This is a genomic window from Rhizobium sp. 10N414 (genome assembly GCF_056394785.1).
The window spans coordinates 1-16,274 of sequence record NZ_JBFTIN010000038.1; the positions used below are offsets into that span (position 1 = coordinate 1).

Genomic DNA, 16,274 nt, shown 5'->3' on the forward strand with positions numbered 1-16,274 from the left:
GGATCCGACACGGATCCGACACCTTCGCGGTCACCAAGCTCGGCGGCAAGGAGGTCGTGGCGCGGCTCAGGGCCGACGCCCGCATCCAGGCCGGCCAGCACGCCCGCCTCGCCTTCAACCTCGACAAGGCCGTGTTCTTCGATCCGCAAAGCCAAACCCGMATCGCTTAAACCAGGAGCCAGGATTCCAAACATGAACAGCTCTCCTGATATCGTCATCATCGGCTCGGGCGTGGGCGGCTCCACGGTCGCCGCCGGACTGGCGGCGACTGGCGCCGATATCCTGGTCCTCGAAGCGGGTGATTTCATCGCCGATCGTCCTGAGAACCGGGATCAACGCGCGATCTTTCAGTGCGGCCATTTTCGGCCGAAGGAAACCTGGTACGAAGCCGACGGCACCGGCTTCAATCCGGGCAACTACTACAATGTCGGCGGCAACTCGAAATTCTACGGCGCCGTGCTCTCGCGCTATCGCCGGGAGGATTTCGAGGAGATGCAACATGGGGAAGGGGTGTCGCCCGCGTGGCCGTTTCCCTACGAGGTTTTGGAACCTTGGTACAGCCGCGCGGAAAGTCTGTACGAGGTTCGGGGAAATCTGGGAGATGACCCGACAGAGCCCGTTCACTCGGGCAACTACGCTTACCCACCGGTTCCCGACGAACCGCCGATTGCCGATGTCAGGGCGCGGCTGAAGGCCAAGGGCCTGCATCCGTTCTCGCTGCCATTGGGAGTGGATATCGACGCCTGGCTGTCGAAGGCGAGAACGCCCTGGGACGCGCATCCCAATTCCCGCGATGGAAAGATGGACGCCGAGACGGCTGCCCTCCTCAAGGCTCTGGAGTATCCGAACGTCCGCCTTGAGACGAACGCGAAGGTCACGAAGCTCGAGGCGGGCGAGAATGGCAGGATCGAGCGCGTCTATTACCGCAAGAACGGTGAGGACCTTACCGTTGCTCCGAAGCTCGTCATTCTCTCGGCGGGCGCCGTTCAGTCCGCTGTCCTGCTGTTGCGCTCGGCCGATGCGCGTCACAAGAATGGGCTCGCGAATTCCTCCGATCAGGTCGGGCGGAACTTCATGAATCATAATTCCTCGGCCGTGATCGCGGTTTCGCCCACCTACCGAAACACGTCGATTTACCAGAAGACGTTCGGATTCAACGATTTCTATCTGTCCGATGGAAGCGGCGGCCCGCCGTTGGGGAACGTGCAGTTGCTGGGCAGGATTTCGGCGAAGGTACTGAAGGGGTCGCTGCCCTGGGCTCCGGAATGGCTGTTGCACACCATGACAAGCCACGCGATCGACTTCTATGCGATGAGCGAGGACGTGCCGAACCCGGAAAGCCGTGTGATGGTCGACGGCGACCGCATCGTGCTGCAGTGGCAGCGAACGAATTGGGACGCGCATCTCGCGCTTGTCGCGAAGCTGAAGGCGGTACTCAAGTCGATTGGATTCCCGATCGTCCTTTCAAAGCCCTTCGACAAGCGCACGCCGTCGCACCAGTGCGGCACCGTCAGGATCGGGAATGACCCGGCGAACGCGCCGCTCGACCCATACTGCCGCGCCTATGATCACCGGAACCTCTTCGTCGTGGACGCCAGCTTCCTGCCGACGTCGGCTGCGGTAAATCCCGCACTCACGGTGGCGAGCCAGGCGCTGCGCGTGGCCGACCATATCGCATCGCAGGATTTGCAAGTCGGCCCATTGTTCTCTCGCATCCAACAGGATTAGCAAAATGCGTTTCGACTACATCATCACGGGAGCTGGTCCGGCCGGATGCGTGCTTGCAAACCGGCTGAGCGAAGACCCGAACGTCAAGGTGCTGCTGCTTGAAGCCGGCGGCGGCGATTGGAACCCGCTGTTCCACATGCCGGCGGGCTTCGCGAAGATGACGAAGGGCGTCGCCAGTTGGGGCTGGGAGACGGTTCCGCAGAAACACATGAACGGCAGGGTGCTGCGCTACACGCAGGCGAAGGTGATCGGCGGCGGTTCGTCGATCAACGCCCAGCTCTACACCCGCGGCAATGCGGCCGACTATGATCTCTGGGCAAGCGAAGACGGTTGCGAAGGCTGGGACTATCGCGCGATACTCCCTTACTTCAAGCGCGCTGAAGACAATCAGCGCTTCTCGGACGACTATCATTCCTATGGTGGTCCGCTCGGCGTATCCATGCCGGCCGCACCTCTGCCCATTTGCGACGCGTATATCCGCGCGGGGCAGGAGCTTGGTATTCCCTACAACCCCGACTTCAACGGCCGCCAGCAGGCGGGTATCGGCTTCTACCAGGTTACGCAGCGCGACCATCGCCGCTCCTCGGCATCCATGGCCTACATCTCGCCGATCAAGAATCGCAAGAACCTAAAGGTGCGCACCGGCGCGCGCGTCTCGCGCATCGTCCTGGAAGGCAATCGTGCCGTCGGCGTCGAGATAGCAAGCGGAAACGGTCCGGAGGTCATTCGCGCCGAGCGTGAAGTGCTTGTTTCCTCGGGCGCGATCGGTTCGCCGAAGCTGCTTCTTCAGTCGGGCGTTGGTCCTGCCGACCACCTGCGTGCCGTAGGTGTAAAGGTGCTCCATGATCTTCCGGGCGTTGGCGGCAACCTGCAGGATCACCTCGATCTCTTCGTCATCTCCGAATGCACCGGAGACCACACATATGACGGCGTCGCGAAGCTGCACCGCACCCTGTGGGCCGGGATGGAGTACGTGCTCTTCCGCACGGGGCCGGTGGCTTCATCTCTCTTCGAAACTGGCGGTTTCTGGTACGCCGATCCGGACGCCCGTTCGCCCGACATCCAGTTCCACCTCGGCCTGGGATCCGGCATCGAGGCTGGGGTCGAGCGCCTGAGGAACGCGGGCGTCACGCTCAACTCCGCGTATCTCCACCCGAGATCGCGCGGCACGGTCCGCCTGTCTTCGTCCGATCCCGCAGCGGCACCGCTGATCGATCCGAACTACTGGTCGGACCCGCGCGACAAGAAGATGTCGCTCGAGGGCCTGAAGATCGCTCGCGAGATCATGCAGCAGGCGGCGCTCAAGCCCTACGTTCTGGCTGAACGTCTTCCCGGTCCGAAGATCATGACCGATGAGCAGCTCATCGAGTATGGCTGCGCGAATGCCAAGACCGACCACCATCCCGTCGGCACTTGCAAGATGGGGACAGGCCCGGACGCCGTCGTCGGCCTCGATCTCAGGGTCCATGGTCTCGAGGGGCTGCGCGTCTGCGATTCCTCGGTCATGCCAAGGATTCCCTCGTGCAACACCAACGCTCCGACCATCATGGTTGGCGAAAAGGGATCGGATCTCATCCGCGGCCTGCCACCGCTTCCATCGACGATCTTCTCGTACGAGCGCAACGATACGCGTCCGAGGGCTCGGGCCGGCGTTCGGTAGGACGGCAAAACACGTCACGCCTGCGCGACAATGCGGAACAGTTGAAACAGCAGTGACCGGTCATGAACGGACCGGCTTTCAGGGGAGTTTTCATAATGGCCGAAGTCAGGGTAGCCGTGCTGGGCGGCTCCGGCTGGATGGGCAAGGTTCATACCATGGCCTACCAGACGTTTCCTCATTTCCTGGGGGTGTCCGGCGGGACCGCGCGCGTGGTCGCCATCGTCGAGGCCAATCCGAAGGCTGCGGAAGATCTTGCCAGACGAGCTCCCGGCGCCAAGATCCTGCAGGACTGGAAGCAGGCGGTAACCGACCCGGACGTCGATCTCATCGACATCTGCCTGCCCGACAGCCTGCACTACGAGGTGGCCAAAGCCGCCCTGATCGCAGGCAAGCACGTCTACTGCGAGAAGCCGTTGGCAAACACCGCCGCTGAGGCTCGCGAACTTGCCGACATCGCCAGGGAAAAGGGCGTCATCACCCGCGTTGGCCATGCGTTTCCTCGTAACCCAGTCCATGACCTCGCCAAGGAGATCATCGAGGCGGGCGAGATCGGCGAGATCAAGATGTTCAAGGGCTGCCAGCATGTAGACATGTATGGCGATCCCATGACGCCCTTCATGTGGCGCGCCGACGGAAAGCTTGCTCCGACGGGCATCGTCGGCGACACCGGGTCGCACATCTTCAGCTTCATGGAGTTTCTCGTCGGCCGCGTCAGCTCGCTGATTGCCGACAACCTGATCGTCACTCCCAAACGCCCTGTTGTCGAGGGGCTTGCCTACGGCGAACAGGTCAAGCTCAAGGGCGACGAGACGTGGGCTGACATCACCAATCCCGATGCCACGAACCTCCTTTGCCGCTTCGAGAATGGCGCAGCCGGTATCGTCGACTTCAGTCGTGTCGCCACTGGCCGCAAGTTCATGCAGACCTACGAAATCTACGGAACCAAGGGCAGCATCGCCTACACCTATGATGAGGTGAATCGGCTCCGCTTCTACACGAACGACGACCGCACCGGCCGGAGCGGATTTCGCGAAATCGACGTAGGCCCGGAAAACTCAACCTTCAGGGCATTCCTGCCGCTTCCGAACTTCGCACTCGGCTACAACGAGAGCAAGATCATCGAAGCCGCCGAGGTGGTGAAATCGATTACTACCAAGACTCCCATGTGGCCGACGTTCGAGGACGGCCATCACATCTGCCAGATCGTCGACGCGTGCATGGAGTCTTCGCGCCTGAGGCGCTGGGTCGACATCCCGCTTGTTTGATCGCACGAAGATCCCAAGGACCAGTCCAATGACCATCGATGTCCCGCAGCACATCCTCGACGCCCTGACTGACGTCGACATGCCTCGGTTGGCGCAGGAAGCCGCACCCTCGGAGACCATTCGGCTCGCGGGTATCGACGTGCCTGTCTACAGGGCGGGATGCGTCGTCGTTGGATCGGGGGCAGCGGGACTGCGGGCCGCCGTGGAGCTCAATCGCCGTGGAGACGACGTCGCAATCATGAGCCAAAGTGCATGGGGTGGGACCTCAGCCTGTTCCGGATCGGACAAGCAGACGCTCCATACGGCGAATACCGCGGATCAGGGCGACAATTACAAGGCGATGGCACGGGCGATCCGGGCCGGCGGCGCGATGGACGAGGACACGGCCTATGTCGAGGCCGTCGGATCGGGCCGAATGATGGCGTCCCTGCAGTTCCTTGGACTGCCGCTGCCGCAGGAGCCGCTCGGTGGCACCCTCCGCTATCAAACCGACCACGACGAAGTGGGAAGGGCAACGAGCTGCGGTCCGCGCACCTCGAGGCTCATGGTCAAGGTTCTGGCCGAGGAAGCCATCCGGCTCGACATCCCGTTCTATAACCATACGACCGCCGTCAAGATCCTGACGGAAGGCGAGCAGGGAAGCCGGCGGGTGGTCGGCGTTCTCGCCGTTCGGGCAAACGACCGGACCGAGACCAATCCGCTCGGCGTCGCGTTGTTCGCCACGGAGGTGATCGTCCTTGCCGCGGGCGGACCGGGCGAGCTCTACCGCGACAGCGTCTATCCGAACGGCTGTTTCGGTTCGCTTGGGCTGGCGCTCGAGGCAGGCGTCGACCTGGTGAACCTGACCGAGAGCCAGTTCGGCATTGGAACGCGCCGGGAAGGCTTTCCCTGGAACCTGTCTGGGACGTACGTCCAGGCCATACCGCACATCTATTCCGTCGATGCCGAGGGCACAGAGCATCACTTCCTCGCCGAATACTACCGGACCACGCAGGAACTGGCGTCGAACGTCTTCCGCAAGGGATACCAGTGGCCGTTCCACTCCACGAGGATGCTCGACTTCGGTTCGAGCCTCGTCGACCTCGCGATCTATCGCGAAACTGCGGCCGGTCGGCGCGTGTTCATGGACTTCAATCGGAACCCGCTCCCGGTGCCAGGCGACCTGCCTTTCGATCTCGAGCGCCTCGATGACGTTGTGAAGCGCTATCTTGGGAATGCGGCGGCGACCCAGGATCTGCCGATCCATCGTCTTCGCCATATGAACCCGCTCGCGATCGAACTTTATCGCCGCTACAAGGTCGATATTGCTGCAGCCCCGCTGGAGTTTGCCGTCAACAACCAGCACATGAATGGCGGCATCATGGTTGACACCTGGGGGCGCAGCAGTCTCGCGGGGTGCTACGCGGTCGGCGAGGCGGCGGGTACGCACGGAGTGACGAGACCAGGAGGCGCGGCCTTGAATGCGGGGCAGGTCTTTGGGACGCGCGTTGCCGAGCATATCGGCGCAAGTGGCAGGGCTAAGAAGGCTCTCTCGAGCGACCTGCGGGTTGTCGCAGGCGCCGGCATCTTCGAGCTGCTGGGGATGCTGAAGGGCGACAGGCCGCTGGCCGCAAAGGCAATCCGTACGGAAGTTCAGGCGCGGATGAGCGACAAGGCTGGCCTGATCTGCGACGGCGAAAGCGTGGCCTCGGCCTTGGTCGAGGCGCGGCGGCTCAATGCCGAAATTCGGGCCAAGGGCATTGCCTACGAGCGCGCTGCCGAGGCAGGGCGGGCACTTCAATGGCGGCAGATGGCGCTCGCCTCGGAAGCCGTGTTGGCCGCGTTGGATTATTTCATTCGAAACGGCGGCGGGAGCCGTGGTGCGCGCGCGATATGCGATACTACGGGAGAGTCGCTTCCGCTTTCCAATGCCGGCCCGCTGGAGGAGTTTCGCTTCCGGAAAGAGCGCGACGCCCATCGCGAGGAGCAGATCGTCGTCCGACTGGAAGGCGACGCGATGCGGATAGCCACTCGCCCAAACCGCAAGTTCGACGAGGGTGCCAAGTCGTTCTTCGAGCGCGACTGGCCGGCATGGCTGACGGGCCGCATCTACGACCTCGACACGGTTTGAGGAGAGCCCGGCGTTTGATGGCACAGGCTGCGATCAGGCTATTGCGTCCGAACAGCCGCCTAGGTGACTGGAACATTGATGTGAGCAATGGCGAGACCGATCACAATCGATACGATGCCATCCTAACTTCCTCGGGATATCCGGAGGAAAGTTTAGACCACGCCAACGATTTTATGACACTATCGAATCGATCCCGACACCTCCGAACGAAGGCTCAATCAAGTGTACCGAGTACCCAGAAAAAATAATGGCGCAGACGGTGCGCCCGGCCACGAAGCCGGCGCCGGCGCCAATGCGTCGATCGTGGCCTGATCGGAGAGCTTGATGTCAGAAATTCGAAAGACCATCGTGGTTGCCGTTTCCGAGAACGGCATCATCGGGCGGGACGGGGACATGCCATGGCGGCTATCCACGGATCTCAAGCGGTTCAAGGCTCTAACGCTCGGTAAGTCCGTCATCATGGGCCGGAAGACTTATGAATCGATCGGAAAACCGTTGCCGGGGCGGGCCAATGTCGTGATCTCCCGACAGGCCGCTGCAATAGACCATCCGGATGTGCGTATGGCCCGATCCCTGACCGAAGCCATCGGTCTTGCCGAGGACATTGCGAAACGGAGCGGCGAGGACGAAATCTGCATCATCGGCGGTGGGCAGATCTATACGCAGGCGCTCGATCTCGCCGATCGATTGTGCGTGACGCATGTCGAAACATCCGTTGACGGTGACACGTCGTTTCCCACGATTGACCCCACGCTTTGGAGGGCGACGGAGACGATTGAGGTGCCGGCAGGCGACAAGGATAGCTATCCCACGAAATTCGTGGTCTACGACAGGCGCTAAGCGCTGAAAACCAACTATTTTCCAATAAATATTGCCAAGTTCCTCATGCTGCGTTGAAAGCAGATGCGGCGATACCTATAACGGTCACGACTGCCTACGTCCGCCGCCCCCGTGGAGTAGGCGGTCGTGAGTTTAACGAATAACGAGGTTTTGATGCCCTGGAGCAATCAGAATGGCGGCGGCGGCCCTTGGGGCGGTGGCGGCGGTAACAATCAGGGACCATGGGGGCAAGGGCCTAATCGCCCGCGCGGTGGCGGCGGTGGCAAGGGCGGGCCGCCTGATCTCGAAGACATCATCAGGCGCGGCCAGGATCAGCTTCGTAACATAGTGCCCGGCGGGTTGAACGGTGGCGTCCTCGTCATTGCGGCGGCGATTCTTGTGGTGTTCTGGCTCTTCCAGTGCATCTACATCGTCCAGCCGGACGAGCGCGGCGTCGAATTGCGTTTCGGTCGTCCCAAGGAAGATATTTCCACGCCTGGCCTGCACTTCCACCTGTGGCCGATGGAGACCGTCGAGATCGTCAAGGTGACGATGCAGCAGCAGAACATCGGCGCGGCATCGACGTCCGCCTCTTCGTCAAGCGGGCTGATGCTTTCCGGCGACCAGAACATCCTGAACGTCCAGTTCTCCGTGTTCTTCACGGTTAGCGATCCGAAGGCCTATCTCTTCAACGTCGAGAATCCGGCCGAGACCCTCCAGCAGGTCGCTGAGAGCGCCATGCGCGAAGTCGTTGGTCGCCGTCCGGCCCAGGACGCGTTCCGTGACAATCGTCAGCCGATCGAGACCGAAGTCGCCAACATCGTCCAGGGGACGATGGACCGTTACCGGGCTGGTATCTCCATCGGTGCCGTGACGATCCAGGACGTGGCGCCGCCACGCGAAGTTGCCGATGCCTTCGAAGAAGTGCAGCGCGCCGACCAGGACAAGCAGCGGCTCGTCGAAGAGGCCAATCAATACGCCAACCAGAAGCTCGGTCAGGCGCGCGGTGACGCGGCCCAGATCCGCGAAGCGGCAGCGGCCTACAAGGACCGCGTCGTCAAGGAGGCCGAAGGTGAGGCCCAGCGCTTCTCGTTCATTAACGAACAGTACGCGAAGGCGCCGGACGTAACCCGGACACGCCTTTTCCTCGAAACGATGGAGCAGGTTCTGAAGAACTCCAAGAAGGTCGTGATCGATGAGAAGCAGGGGGTTGTGCCCTATCTGCCGCTCAACGAGATCGGCAAACCGGCACAGCAGGGAGGTTGAGCCATGACATCGAACAGGCTTCCTCTCATCCTAGGCCTTCTCGCCGTCGTCTTGATCGCGCTCTATTCGTCGGTCTTCGTTGTGAACGCGCGCGAGCAGGCAATCGTGGTCCGCTTCGGTCAGATCCAGTCGGTGAAGACCGAGCCGGGCATATACTTCAAGCTGCCATTCGCCTTCATGGATGCCGATCGCGTCCAGATCGTCGAAAGGCAGGCCCTTCGCTTCGACCTTGACAACATTCGTGTCCAGGTTCGCGGTGGTGCGACCTTCGATGTCGATGCTTTCGTGGTCTATGACATCAGGGACGTGCGCAAGTTTCGCGAAACCGTGTCGGGCGATCGCGAGGCCGCGGAGGCGCGCCTTCGCACGCAGCTCGATTCCTCACTTCGCCGTGTCTACGGTCTGCGCGACTTCGATGCCGCGCTGTCGGAAGAGCGCGTGGCAATGATGCTCGAGGTGCGCGACGATCTGCATCGCGATGCCGAGGACCTGGGCCTCAACATTCAGGACGTTCGCATCCGCCGTACGGATCTGACGCGCGAAGTTGCGCCGAAGACCTATGACCGCATGCGCGCCGAGCGCCTTGCCGAAGCTGAACTCCTGCGCGCGCAGGGTACGGAAGAGGGCCAGCGTCGCCGGGCTATCGCAGACAGGCAGGTCGTTGAGATCACTGCCGAGGCGCAGCGCGATTCCGAGATCCTCCGCGGTCAAGGTGACGCCGAGCGCAACAGGTTGTTTGCGGATGCCTTCAGCAAGGATCCGGCATTCTTCGAGTTCTATCGTTCTATGGCCGCTTATTCCACGGCACTGACGTCGCAGGACACCACGCTGGTGATCTCTCCGAACTCGCAGTTCTTCCGCTTCTTCAACGACGCAAGCGGTGCGCCAAGAAACGCGCCACCGCCGGCGATGCCGACTGCACCGACGAACTGATCGGGGCATCGGAACCTGGAAAACCAAGTGCGGGCCGGCAGTTTTGCCGGCCCTTTTTTATGTTGCGATTGGATGGCGGCGGCGCCGCGAATAGATTGCACGGGATTTCGCGAAAAGGTGATTTCGCCCTCCATCATTCCGCCGTATGCTGGTGCTCAGAGTGCGTTTTATTTGAAATGAGGATGCTTGATGGCCCCGACGACCCGCCCGACCTTCAGACGATCGCTCGCTCTCCTGGCCGGCGCCGCACTTCTGGTTAATGTTGGTTTCACCGGCTCGGTGCAAGCTCAGGGCACCACACCGCCGCTGAACGGTCCGGCATCCGTTGCCGATCTCGCCGAAGGGCTTCTCAATGCCGTCGTGAACATTTCGACATCGCAGAATGTCAAGGACGATGAGGGCGTCGGCCCGGCGCCGCGCGCGCCCGACGGTTCACCGTTCCAGGAGTTCTTCAACGACTTCTTCAACAAGCAGAAGGGCAACAAGGGCGGCAACCACAACGTCAATTCGCTGGGTTCCGGCTTCGTCATCGATCCGCAAGGCTACATCGTCACGAACAACCACGTGATCGAGGGAGCAGACGACATCGAGGTCAATTTCGCCGACGGCACCAAGCTGAAGGCGAAGCTGATCGGGACCGATACGAAGACTGACCTTTCGGTTCTCAAGGTTGAGCCGAAGGCACCGCTGACGGCCGTCAAGTTCGGCGATTCCAGCGTGATGCGGATCGGCGACTGGGTCATGGCGATCGGCAATCCGTTCGGCTTCGGCGGATCGGTAACCGTGGGTATTATTTCGGGGCGTGGACGCAACATCAACGCCGGCCCCTACGACAATTTCATCCAGACGGATGCGGCGATCAACAAGGGCAATTCCGGCGGTCCGCTCTTCAACATGAAGGGCGAGGTCATCGGCATCAACACGGCGATCATTTCTCCGAGCGGCGGATCGATCGGTATCGGCTTCTCGGTGCCGTCGGAATTGGCTGCTGGCGTCGTCGAGCAGTTGCGCGAATTCGGCGAGACCCGCCGCGGCTGGCTCGGTGTGCGCATCCAGCCGGTGACCGACGATGTTGCCGATAGCCTCGGTCTCTCGAGCGCCAAGGGTGCGCTGGTTGCCGGCGTCATCAAGGGCGGGCCGGTCGATGACGGTTCGATCAAGGCGGGCGATGTCATCCTGAAATTCGACGGTAAACCGGTCAACGAGATGCGTGATCTGCCGCGCGTCGTGGCGGAAAGCCCTGTCGGTAAGGAAGTCGACGTCGTCGTTCTTCGCGATGGCAAGGAGCAGACCGTGAAGGTGAAGCTCGGTCGGCTTGAGGACAGCGATCAGGCTGCCTCCAACGATGCCGATCCGAACAAGGGTGGCATCATCAATCCGGATCCTGATGAGAACCAGGATATGGATGAGCCCGATGATCAGCAGAGCCAGCCGATGCCGGATGCCAAGGGCAAGGCGGATCAGGCAACGCCTGATGCAACGAACCCCAAGAACGTGCTCGGCCTCTCGCTTTCGCAGCTCAGCGCCGAGACGCGCAAGACCTTCGGGATCGCGGAAAGCGTTGACGGGGTGCTGGTTGCCGAGGTCGCGCCCGGCTCGCTGGCGGCGGAGAAGGGCCTGAAACCCGGCGATGTAATCGTTGAGGTGGCGCAGGAGTTCATGCGCTCGCCCGAGGCGGTTGCCGCGAAAGTGCAGTCGCTTAAGCAGGAAGGCCGGCGCAACGCACAGATGATGATCGCGTCGTCGAACGGTGACTTGCGCTTCGTCGCAGTGCCGATGGAATAGCAGGACGCAGCGCGGCCATCTTTTCACAAACTGCTGAGTGGTGCCTTCGCCGATGATCACAGTCGGCGCCGGGTCTTTCCGGGGTTTCCGTCGCGCACGACAATTGGCGTCAGCCGATTCCACGCTTCCATTGCTCACGGCTGATTGCATAAAGAACGTGGCGTTTCAGCTGCGGATGCGTGTCGGGAACCCTTGGATGGTCGAAATCGCGGGCGGGTTCGTGATGCAGGCCAAGTCGGCGCATGACGGCGGTGGAGCGATGATTGTCCGCCACCGCGAAAGAGACGATTTCGGGAGGATCGAACTCGGTGAAGCCACGCCGAAGGGCTGCCGCTCCCGCTTCCGTCGCATAGCCCTTGCCCCAATGTCTCTTCGCTAGACGCCAGCCCACCTCGATGGTGCCTGCCGGCAGGAAAGGCTCGAGTTCGGGTCGCCAGAGGCCGCAAAAGCCGATCGGCTCGTTGGTTTCCTTCAGAGCCGCTGCATAGAAGCCAAGACCTGTTTCGGCGATGGCATCGCGGATCGTATCCAGCATCGAATCTGCCTCGGTGCGGTCGCGACGGACGGCGAAGAATTCCATCACCTCGGGATCGGAATTGATCTCGTGGAAAAGCGGCCGATCCTCGTCAGTCCAATTGCGCAGAAGCAGGCGATCGGTCGTTAGGATCACTGTCATGGCGTTACGAAATCGGTCTTGCGGTAGCCCTGGATATAGAGGAGAGCGCTAAGGTCGCCGTGATTGATCTGTATTTTCGCCTGTGCGGCGACGGTCGGCTTGGCGTGCAGCGCGACGCCGGATCCGGCGAGTTGAAGCATGCCGAGATCGTTTGCACCGTCGCCGACGGCAAGGGCGTCCTTCGGTGAAATTCCCAGCTTTTCTGAAATGTCGTTCAGCGCATCGACCTTGGCTTGCTTGCCGAGGATAGGTTCGGCGACGTAGCCGGTGAGAACGCCGTTGTCTTCCAGAAGAACGTTCGCCCGGTTTTCATCGAAGCCGAGCGTCTTTGCGATGGGACCGGTGAAGACGGTAAAGCCGCCGGAGACCAGCGCCGTATAATGCCCCTTGGATTTCATGGTGGCGATCAGTCCGCGGCCACCTGGGGTCAGTGTGATGCGCTTGGCAATGACTTCATCCACGACCGATATCGGCAATCCCTTCAAGAGGGCGACACGCTCGCGAAGGGCAGGCTCGAAGGCAATCTCACCATTCATGGCTCGAGCGGTAATCGCGGCGACCCTTTCCTTCAGGCCGACTTCGGCGGCGAGTTCGTCGATGCATTCCTGGCCGATCATGGTGGAGTCCATATCGGCGATCAGCAGTCTCTTGCGGCGCGTCTCTGCGTCCTGGATGACAAGGTCGATCGCAGCGCTGCCGATGACGGCGAGAATGTTGGCGCGGGCGGCTTCCACGTCCGTCCCATCTCTCAGCGTGATATCGCAGGCAACGCCATCGGCAAGCCAGTATAGGCCGGAAGCATTCACGGCGTCGGATGCCTGCTCGGCAATGACAGGCGTGAGAACAGGATTTGACGGATTGGCAACAAGCGTGGCAACGAGAGCCATGATGGAAAACCTTCTAAGCGCAGTGAACGCGATCCTGATAACCGGGCCGACCGCCAGCGGCAAGTCCGCCTTGGCCGTCGAGTTTGCGAAACAGCATAATGGCGTCGTCATCAACGCCGACAGCATGCAGGTCTACGACACGCTTTGCGTGCTGACCGCGCGACCCTCGGACGAGGATATGCAAGGCGTGCCGCATTACCTCTACGGTCACGTCCCGGCGAAGCTGGCCTATTCGACGGGCGCTTGGCTGCGGGATGTCACCGAGCTTTTGCCGCGCCTTCATGCCGACGGGCGCAAACCAATCTTCGTGGGCGGAACGGGCCTCTACTTCAAGGCGCTGACCGGTGGGCTTTCGGATATGCCTGCAATACCGGAGGAGGTGCGAAACCGCCTTCGTTCGCGCTTGCAGGAGGAAGGACGCGACGAACTCTATCGGCAGCTGCGGGAGCGCGATCCATTGGTCGCCGAAAGTCTGCGCCCACAGGATGGGCAGCGGATCGTAAGAGCGCTGGAGGTCCTCGAGGCGACGGGTCGATCGATTGCCGATTTCCAGGCGCAGACCGGCCCTGTGATCGTCGATCCTTCGACTTCTCGCAAGATCGTCGTCGCACCTGATCGGGCCATCCTTCACCAGCGGATCAACGGTCGGTTCGAGAAGATGTTGGAGCAGGGGGCTGAGGACGAGGTGAAGACCCTGCTTTCGCTTTCGCTGCCGCCCGATATGCCGGTCATGAAGGCCATCGGCGTTTCGCAGATTGCGGCGATGTTGAGAGGCGAGCTTAGCCGCGACGAAGTGCTGGAGCGGGGGGCTGCGGCGACGCGGCAATACGCCAAGCGACAGATGACCTGGTTTCGCAACCAGATGGACGAAAGCTGGGAGCGCCTCCCGTAGAACCGCTCGGAGGTCGGCTATTCCTTGTTGTTCAGGCTGCTGAGCGGCTTTTTCAGGATGCTGTCACGAAGAGACACGCCAGGTTCCCGGCGGATGCCGCCCGTGGCAGTTGGTCTGTCACCTGGTCCGGAGGAAGGCTCTCCGAGCATTTCGCGCCTCAGGGCTTCGAGGCGGCTGTCGATAGATGTTTCCGATGCTGCGAGTGGTGCGGGCGACGCGGCGGCCGCAGCCTCGCGCGCAGAGCCCGCCCCCGGCAGCATATCGCGGCGATAGGGTTCGATCGGGGCCAGTGGCGGTGTTGTCGCTATGTTGGCCGACGGGTAGGAAGGGGCCGCTACCAATTCGTCGAAGTCGTCACCAAAGCTGTCTTCGTCTTCGTAGGTACCGCTGGGAGAGATGGCGGCCGAATAGCTTTGCTGGAATGCCGAGATGTCGGGACCGGCGACGGCACGCATGCGTGTCACGATCTTGCGCAGGTCGACGTTATCAGGATCCTCCTCGCTGACCTTGACGCTGGCGCCGTTCGCCTTGGGCAGGTACTGCACATCGACGCGCGAGAAGCGCATGCGCATCGGCACGCTGATGGCCTCGCCGAAGGCGATCGCTTCGCCGTTTCCGATCGAGGAGATGAAACTGGTCGTCGAGATCGACGAATTCGGGATGGCCGAGCGAATGATCTCCTGGTCCCGGTCATTGGCAAGGCGCATCGCAAAGAGGGTCGAGCACTGCGACAGGATCGTCTGGTCGAGTTCGCCGGGGCGCTGCGTGATGATCCCGAGCGATACGCCGTACTTGCGGCCTTCCTTGGCGATGCGGGCGATGGCCTGTCTTGTCGGGAAGAAGCCGAGATTCGGGTCGGACGGAATGTAACGGTGTGCCTCTTCGCAGACGACGAGCATGTGGATGGCGCCGTCGCTCCACAGCGCGATTTCGAAGGCCATACGGCAGAGGACCGAGGCAACCGAGTTCACGACTTCAGACGGGATGCCCGATAGCTGGAAGGTGCAGATCGGCCTGCTATCGCCGGGGATACGGAATATTTCCGCCACCGTCTCCATGATGGTGTCGCTGATCGTATTGCTTGAGAACATGAAGTGGTAGCGCGGATCGTTGATGGCGGCGACGATGCGCATCTTCAGCGATCTGAGTAGAGGCTTTTCGTCGCGACCCTCGAGCCTGCCGATGCGCTCGTCGATCAGCGCAAGCAGATCGGCCATGCGATAGGGAACAGGTGTATCAGCGGTAATCGAGCTTTTCTCGGTGGTGCGCCGCACGATCGAGTTGTCGCTGCCGCGAAAGCCGCGCTTGGCCTCCGGCAACAAGTCGCGCAGAATATCGACTTCCTCGGGGATGGGTGTTCGACCCCGGAAGACGACTTCCGCGAACTCTTCCAGTTTCATCAGCCAGAAGGGCAGATCGAGCGTGTCGGTGTCGATAACCACCGAATGTTTTGGGAAAGCGGCCGCGAATTCGTTGTGCGGGTCCAAGATCAGGACACGGAGCTTCGGGTCTGCCTCGATTGCCTTGTGCAGGAGCAGAGAGACGGCCGTCGACTTGCCGACGCCGGTCGATCCGACAATGGCGAAGTGCTTGGACAGCATCGAAGGAATATGAATCGCGGCATCGATGCTCTCGTCCTGAGTGAGCTTGCCGATGACCGCCGTCGTTCCGCTGCCGGCATCGTAGATCCGCATCAGGTCGCTCGCGCGAATGCGGTGGGCGATGGCGCCAAGATAGGGATAGCGCGAAATGCCGGTCGAGAACTGCTCGCGACCGTCCTCGTCGACGCGAACTTCGCCGAGCAACTCGGTCTCGATCTGGAAGTGGTTGTCTTTTCCTTCACCCCAGCTGTGACTGTCGGTGTTCATGGAGTAGACGATGGCGACCACACGATTTCGGCCAACGCTGATCGAAATCAGCTTTCCGACCGACCACAGTTCGGCAAGCTCCGTGCCCCCAGCTTCGGCGACGGCGGCGATGGTTGCGCGAGACCCGCTGCACGCAACAACGCGGCCGAGAAACCGGTTGCCCGGGGTCTGGTCATCGCGGCGGTCATGCTCGCCTGCCTTGCCTGACGTGTGCAAGTCCTTGTTCAGCAAAGGGCTACTCCCTGCGATAGTAAAGGAGGATATGAGCGAACGTTTAAGAAAGTCTTTTTGCGATAGGTGATCATTCCGGCACACGTTCGGCTGGTGCGATCGGGCTCGATTTTTTATTGCGGCATGCGTTGACGATGCGAAATTTTCTGTCTAT

The 16,274-nt window shown here is 61.4% G+C and carries 12 protein-coding genes and 1 pseudogene; 10 read left to right on the plus strand and 3 right to left on the minus strand.

All coding sequences use genetic code 11. The features are described from left to right. The 9 genes and pseudogenes from AC1DE4_RS25425 to AC1DE4_RS25465 all read left to right on the plus strand — a co-directional run. Window positions 1–170, plus strand: a pseudogene (locus AC1DE4_RS25425) (sugar ABC transporter ATP-binding protein); the annotation flags it as partial. 22 nt (window positions 171–192) lie between these two features. Beyond that, window positions 193–1,728 carry an FAD-dependent oxidoreductase gene (locus tag AC1DE4_RS25430; RefSeq protein WP_029792364.1) on the plus strand — a complete coding sequence of 512 codons (1,536 nt, stop codon included), beginning with the start codon at window positions 193–195 and terminating at the stop codon, window positions 1,726–1,728. A 4-nt stretch (window positions 1,729–1,732) separates the two neighbouring features. Then, entirely contained in the window at window positions 1,733–3,388 is a 1,656-nt protein-coding gene (locus AC1DE4_RS25435; RefSeq protein ID WP_169683743.1) for a GMC family oxidoreductase, read from the plus strand. A gap of 95 nt (window positions 3,389–3,483) precedes the next feature. Continuing rightward, window positions 3,484–4,653, plus strand: a complete 1,170-nt coding sequence (locus AC1DE4_RS25440; RefSeq protein ID WP_018858683.1) for a Gfo/Idh/MocA family protein — start codon at window positions 3,484–3,486, stop codon at window positions 4,651–4,653. Between the two features lie 28 nt (window positions 4,654–4,681). Next, complete coding sequence (locus AC1DE4_RS25445) at window positions 4,682–6,763, plus strand: FAD-dependent oxidoreductase (protein ID WP_018858682.1); 2,082 nt, start codon at window positions 4,682–4,684, stop codon at window positions 6,761–6,763. A 324-nt stretch (window positions 6,764–7,087) separates the two neighbouring features. Then, the gene (locus AC1DE4_RS25450) at window positions 7,088–7,603 is read left to right on the plus strand and encodes a dihydrofolate reductase (protein ID WP_029792761.1); all 516 of its coding nucleotides are present in this window, start codon (window positions 7,088–7,090) and stop codon (window positions 7,601–7,603) included. A gap of 153 nt (window positions 7,604–7,756) precedes the next feature. After that, a complete protein-coding gene (hflK, locus tag AC1DE4_RS25455; RefSeq protein WP_477883636.1) occupies window positions 7,757–8,848 on the plus strand; it encodes an FtsH protease activity modulator HflK in 1,092 nt (363 codons plus the stop codon). A gap of 3 nt (window positions 8,849–8,851) precedes the next feature. After that, on the plus strand, window positions 8,852–9,781 hold the full coding sequence (hflC, locus tag AC1DE4_RS25460; protein ID WP_018858679.1) for a protease modulator HflC: 930 nt from the start codon (window positions 8,852–8,854) through the stop codon (window positions 9,779–9,781). A gap of 189 nt (window positions 9,782–9,970) precedes the next feature. Beyond that, a complete protein-coding gene (locus AC1DE4_RS25465) occupies window positions 9,971–11,566 on the plus strand; it encodes a DegQ family serine endoprotease (RefSeq protein WP_018858678.1) in 1,596 nt (531 codons plus the stop codon). A 109-nt stretch (window positions 11,567–11,675) separates the two neighbouring features. On the opposite strand, the gene AC1DE4_RS25470 is transcribed toward AC1DE4_RS25465, so the two are convergent. Further along, entirely contained in the window at window positions 11,676–12,242 is a 567-nt protein-coding gene (locus AC1DE4_RS25470; RefSeq protein WP_018858677.1) for a GNAT family N-acetyltransferase, read from the minus strand. Beyond that, the gene (gene serB / locus AC1DE4_RS25475; RefSeq protein ID WP_169683744.1) at window positions 12,239–13,129 is read right to left on the minus strand and encodes a phosphoserine phosphatase SerB; all 891 of its coding nucleotides are present in this window, start codon (window positions 13,127–13,129) and stop codon (window positions 12,239–12,241) included. Before serB ends, AC1DE4_RS25470 begins: the two co-directional genes overlap by 4 nt. Between serB and miaA the strand changes: the two genes are divergently transcribed. After that, the gene (gene miaA, locus AC1DE4_RS25480; protein WP_169683758.1) at window positions 13,128–14,021 is read left to right on the plus strand and encodes a tRNA (adenosine(37)-N6)-dimethylallyltransferase MiaA; all 894 of its coding nucleotides are present in this window, start codon (window positions 13,128–13,130) and stop codon (window positions 14,019–14,021) included. The genes serB and miaA overlap by 2 nt on opposite strands. A 17-nt stretch (window positions 14,022–14,038) precedes the next feature. On the opposite strand, the gene AC1DE4_RS25485 is transcribed toward miaA, so the two are convergent. Then, on the minus strand, window positions 14,039–16,120 hold the full coding sequence (locus AC1DE4_RS25485; protein WP_477883638.1) for an ATP-binding protein: 2,082 nt from the start codon (window positions 16,118–16,120) through the stop codon (window positions 14,039–14,041). Window positions 16,121–16,274: the final 154 nt, after the last annotated feature.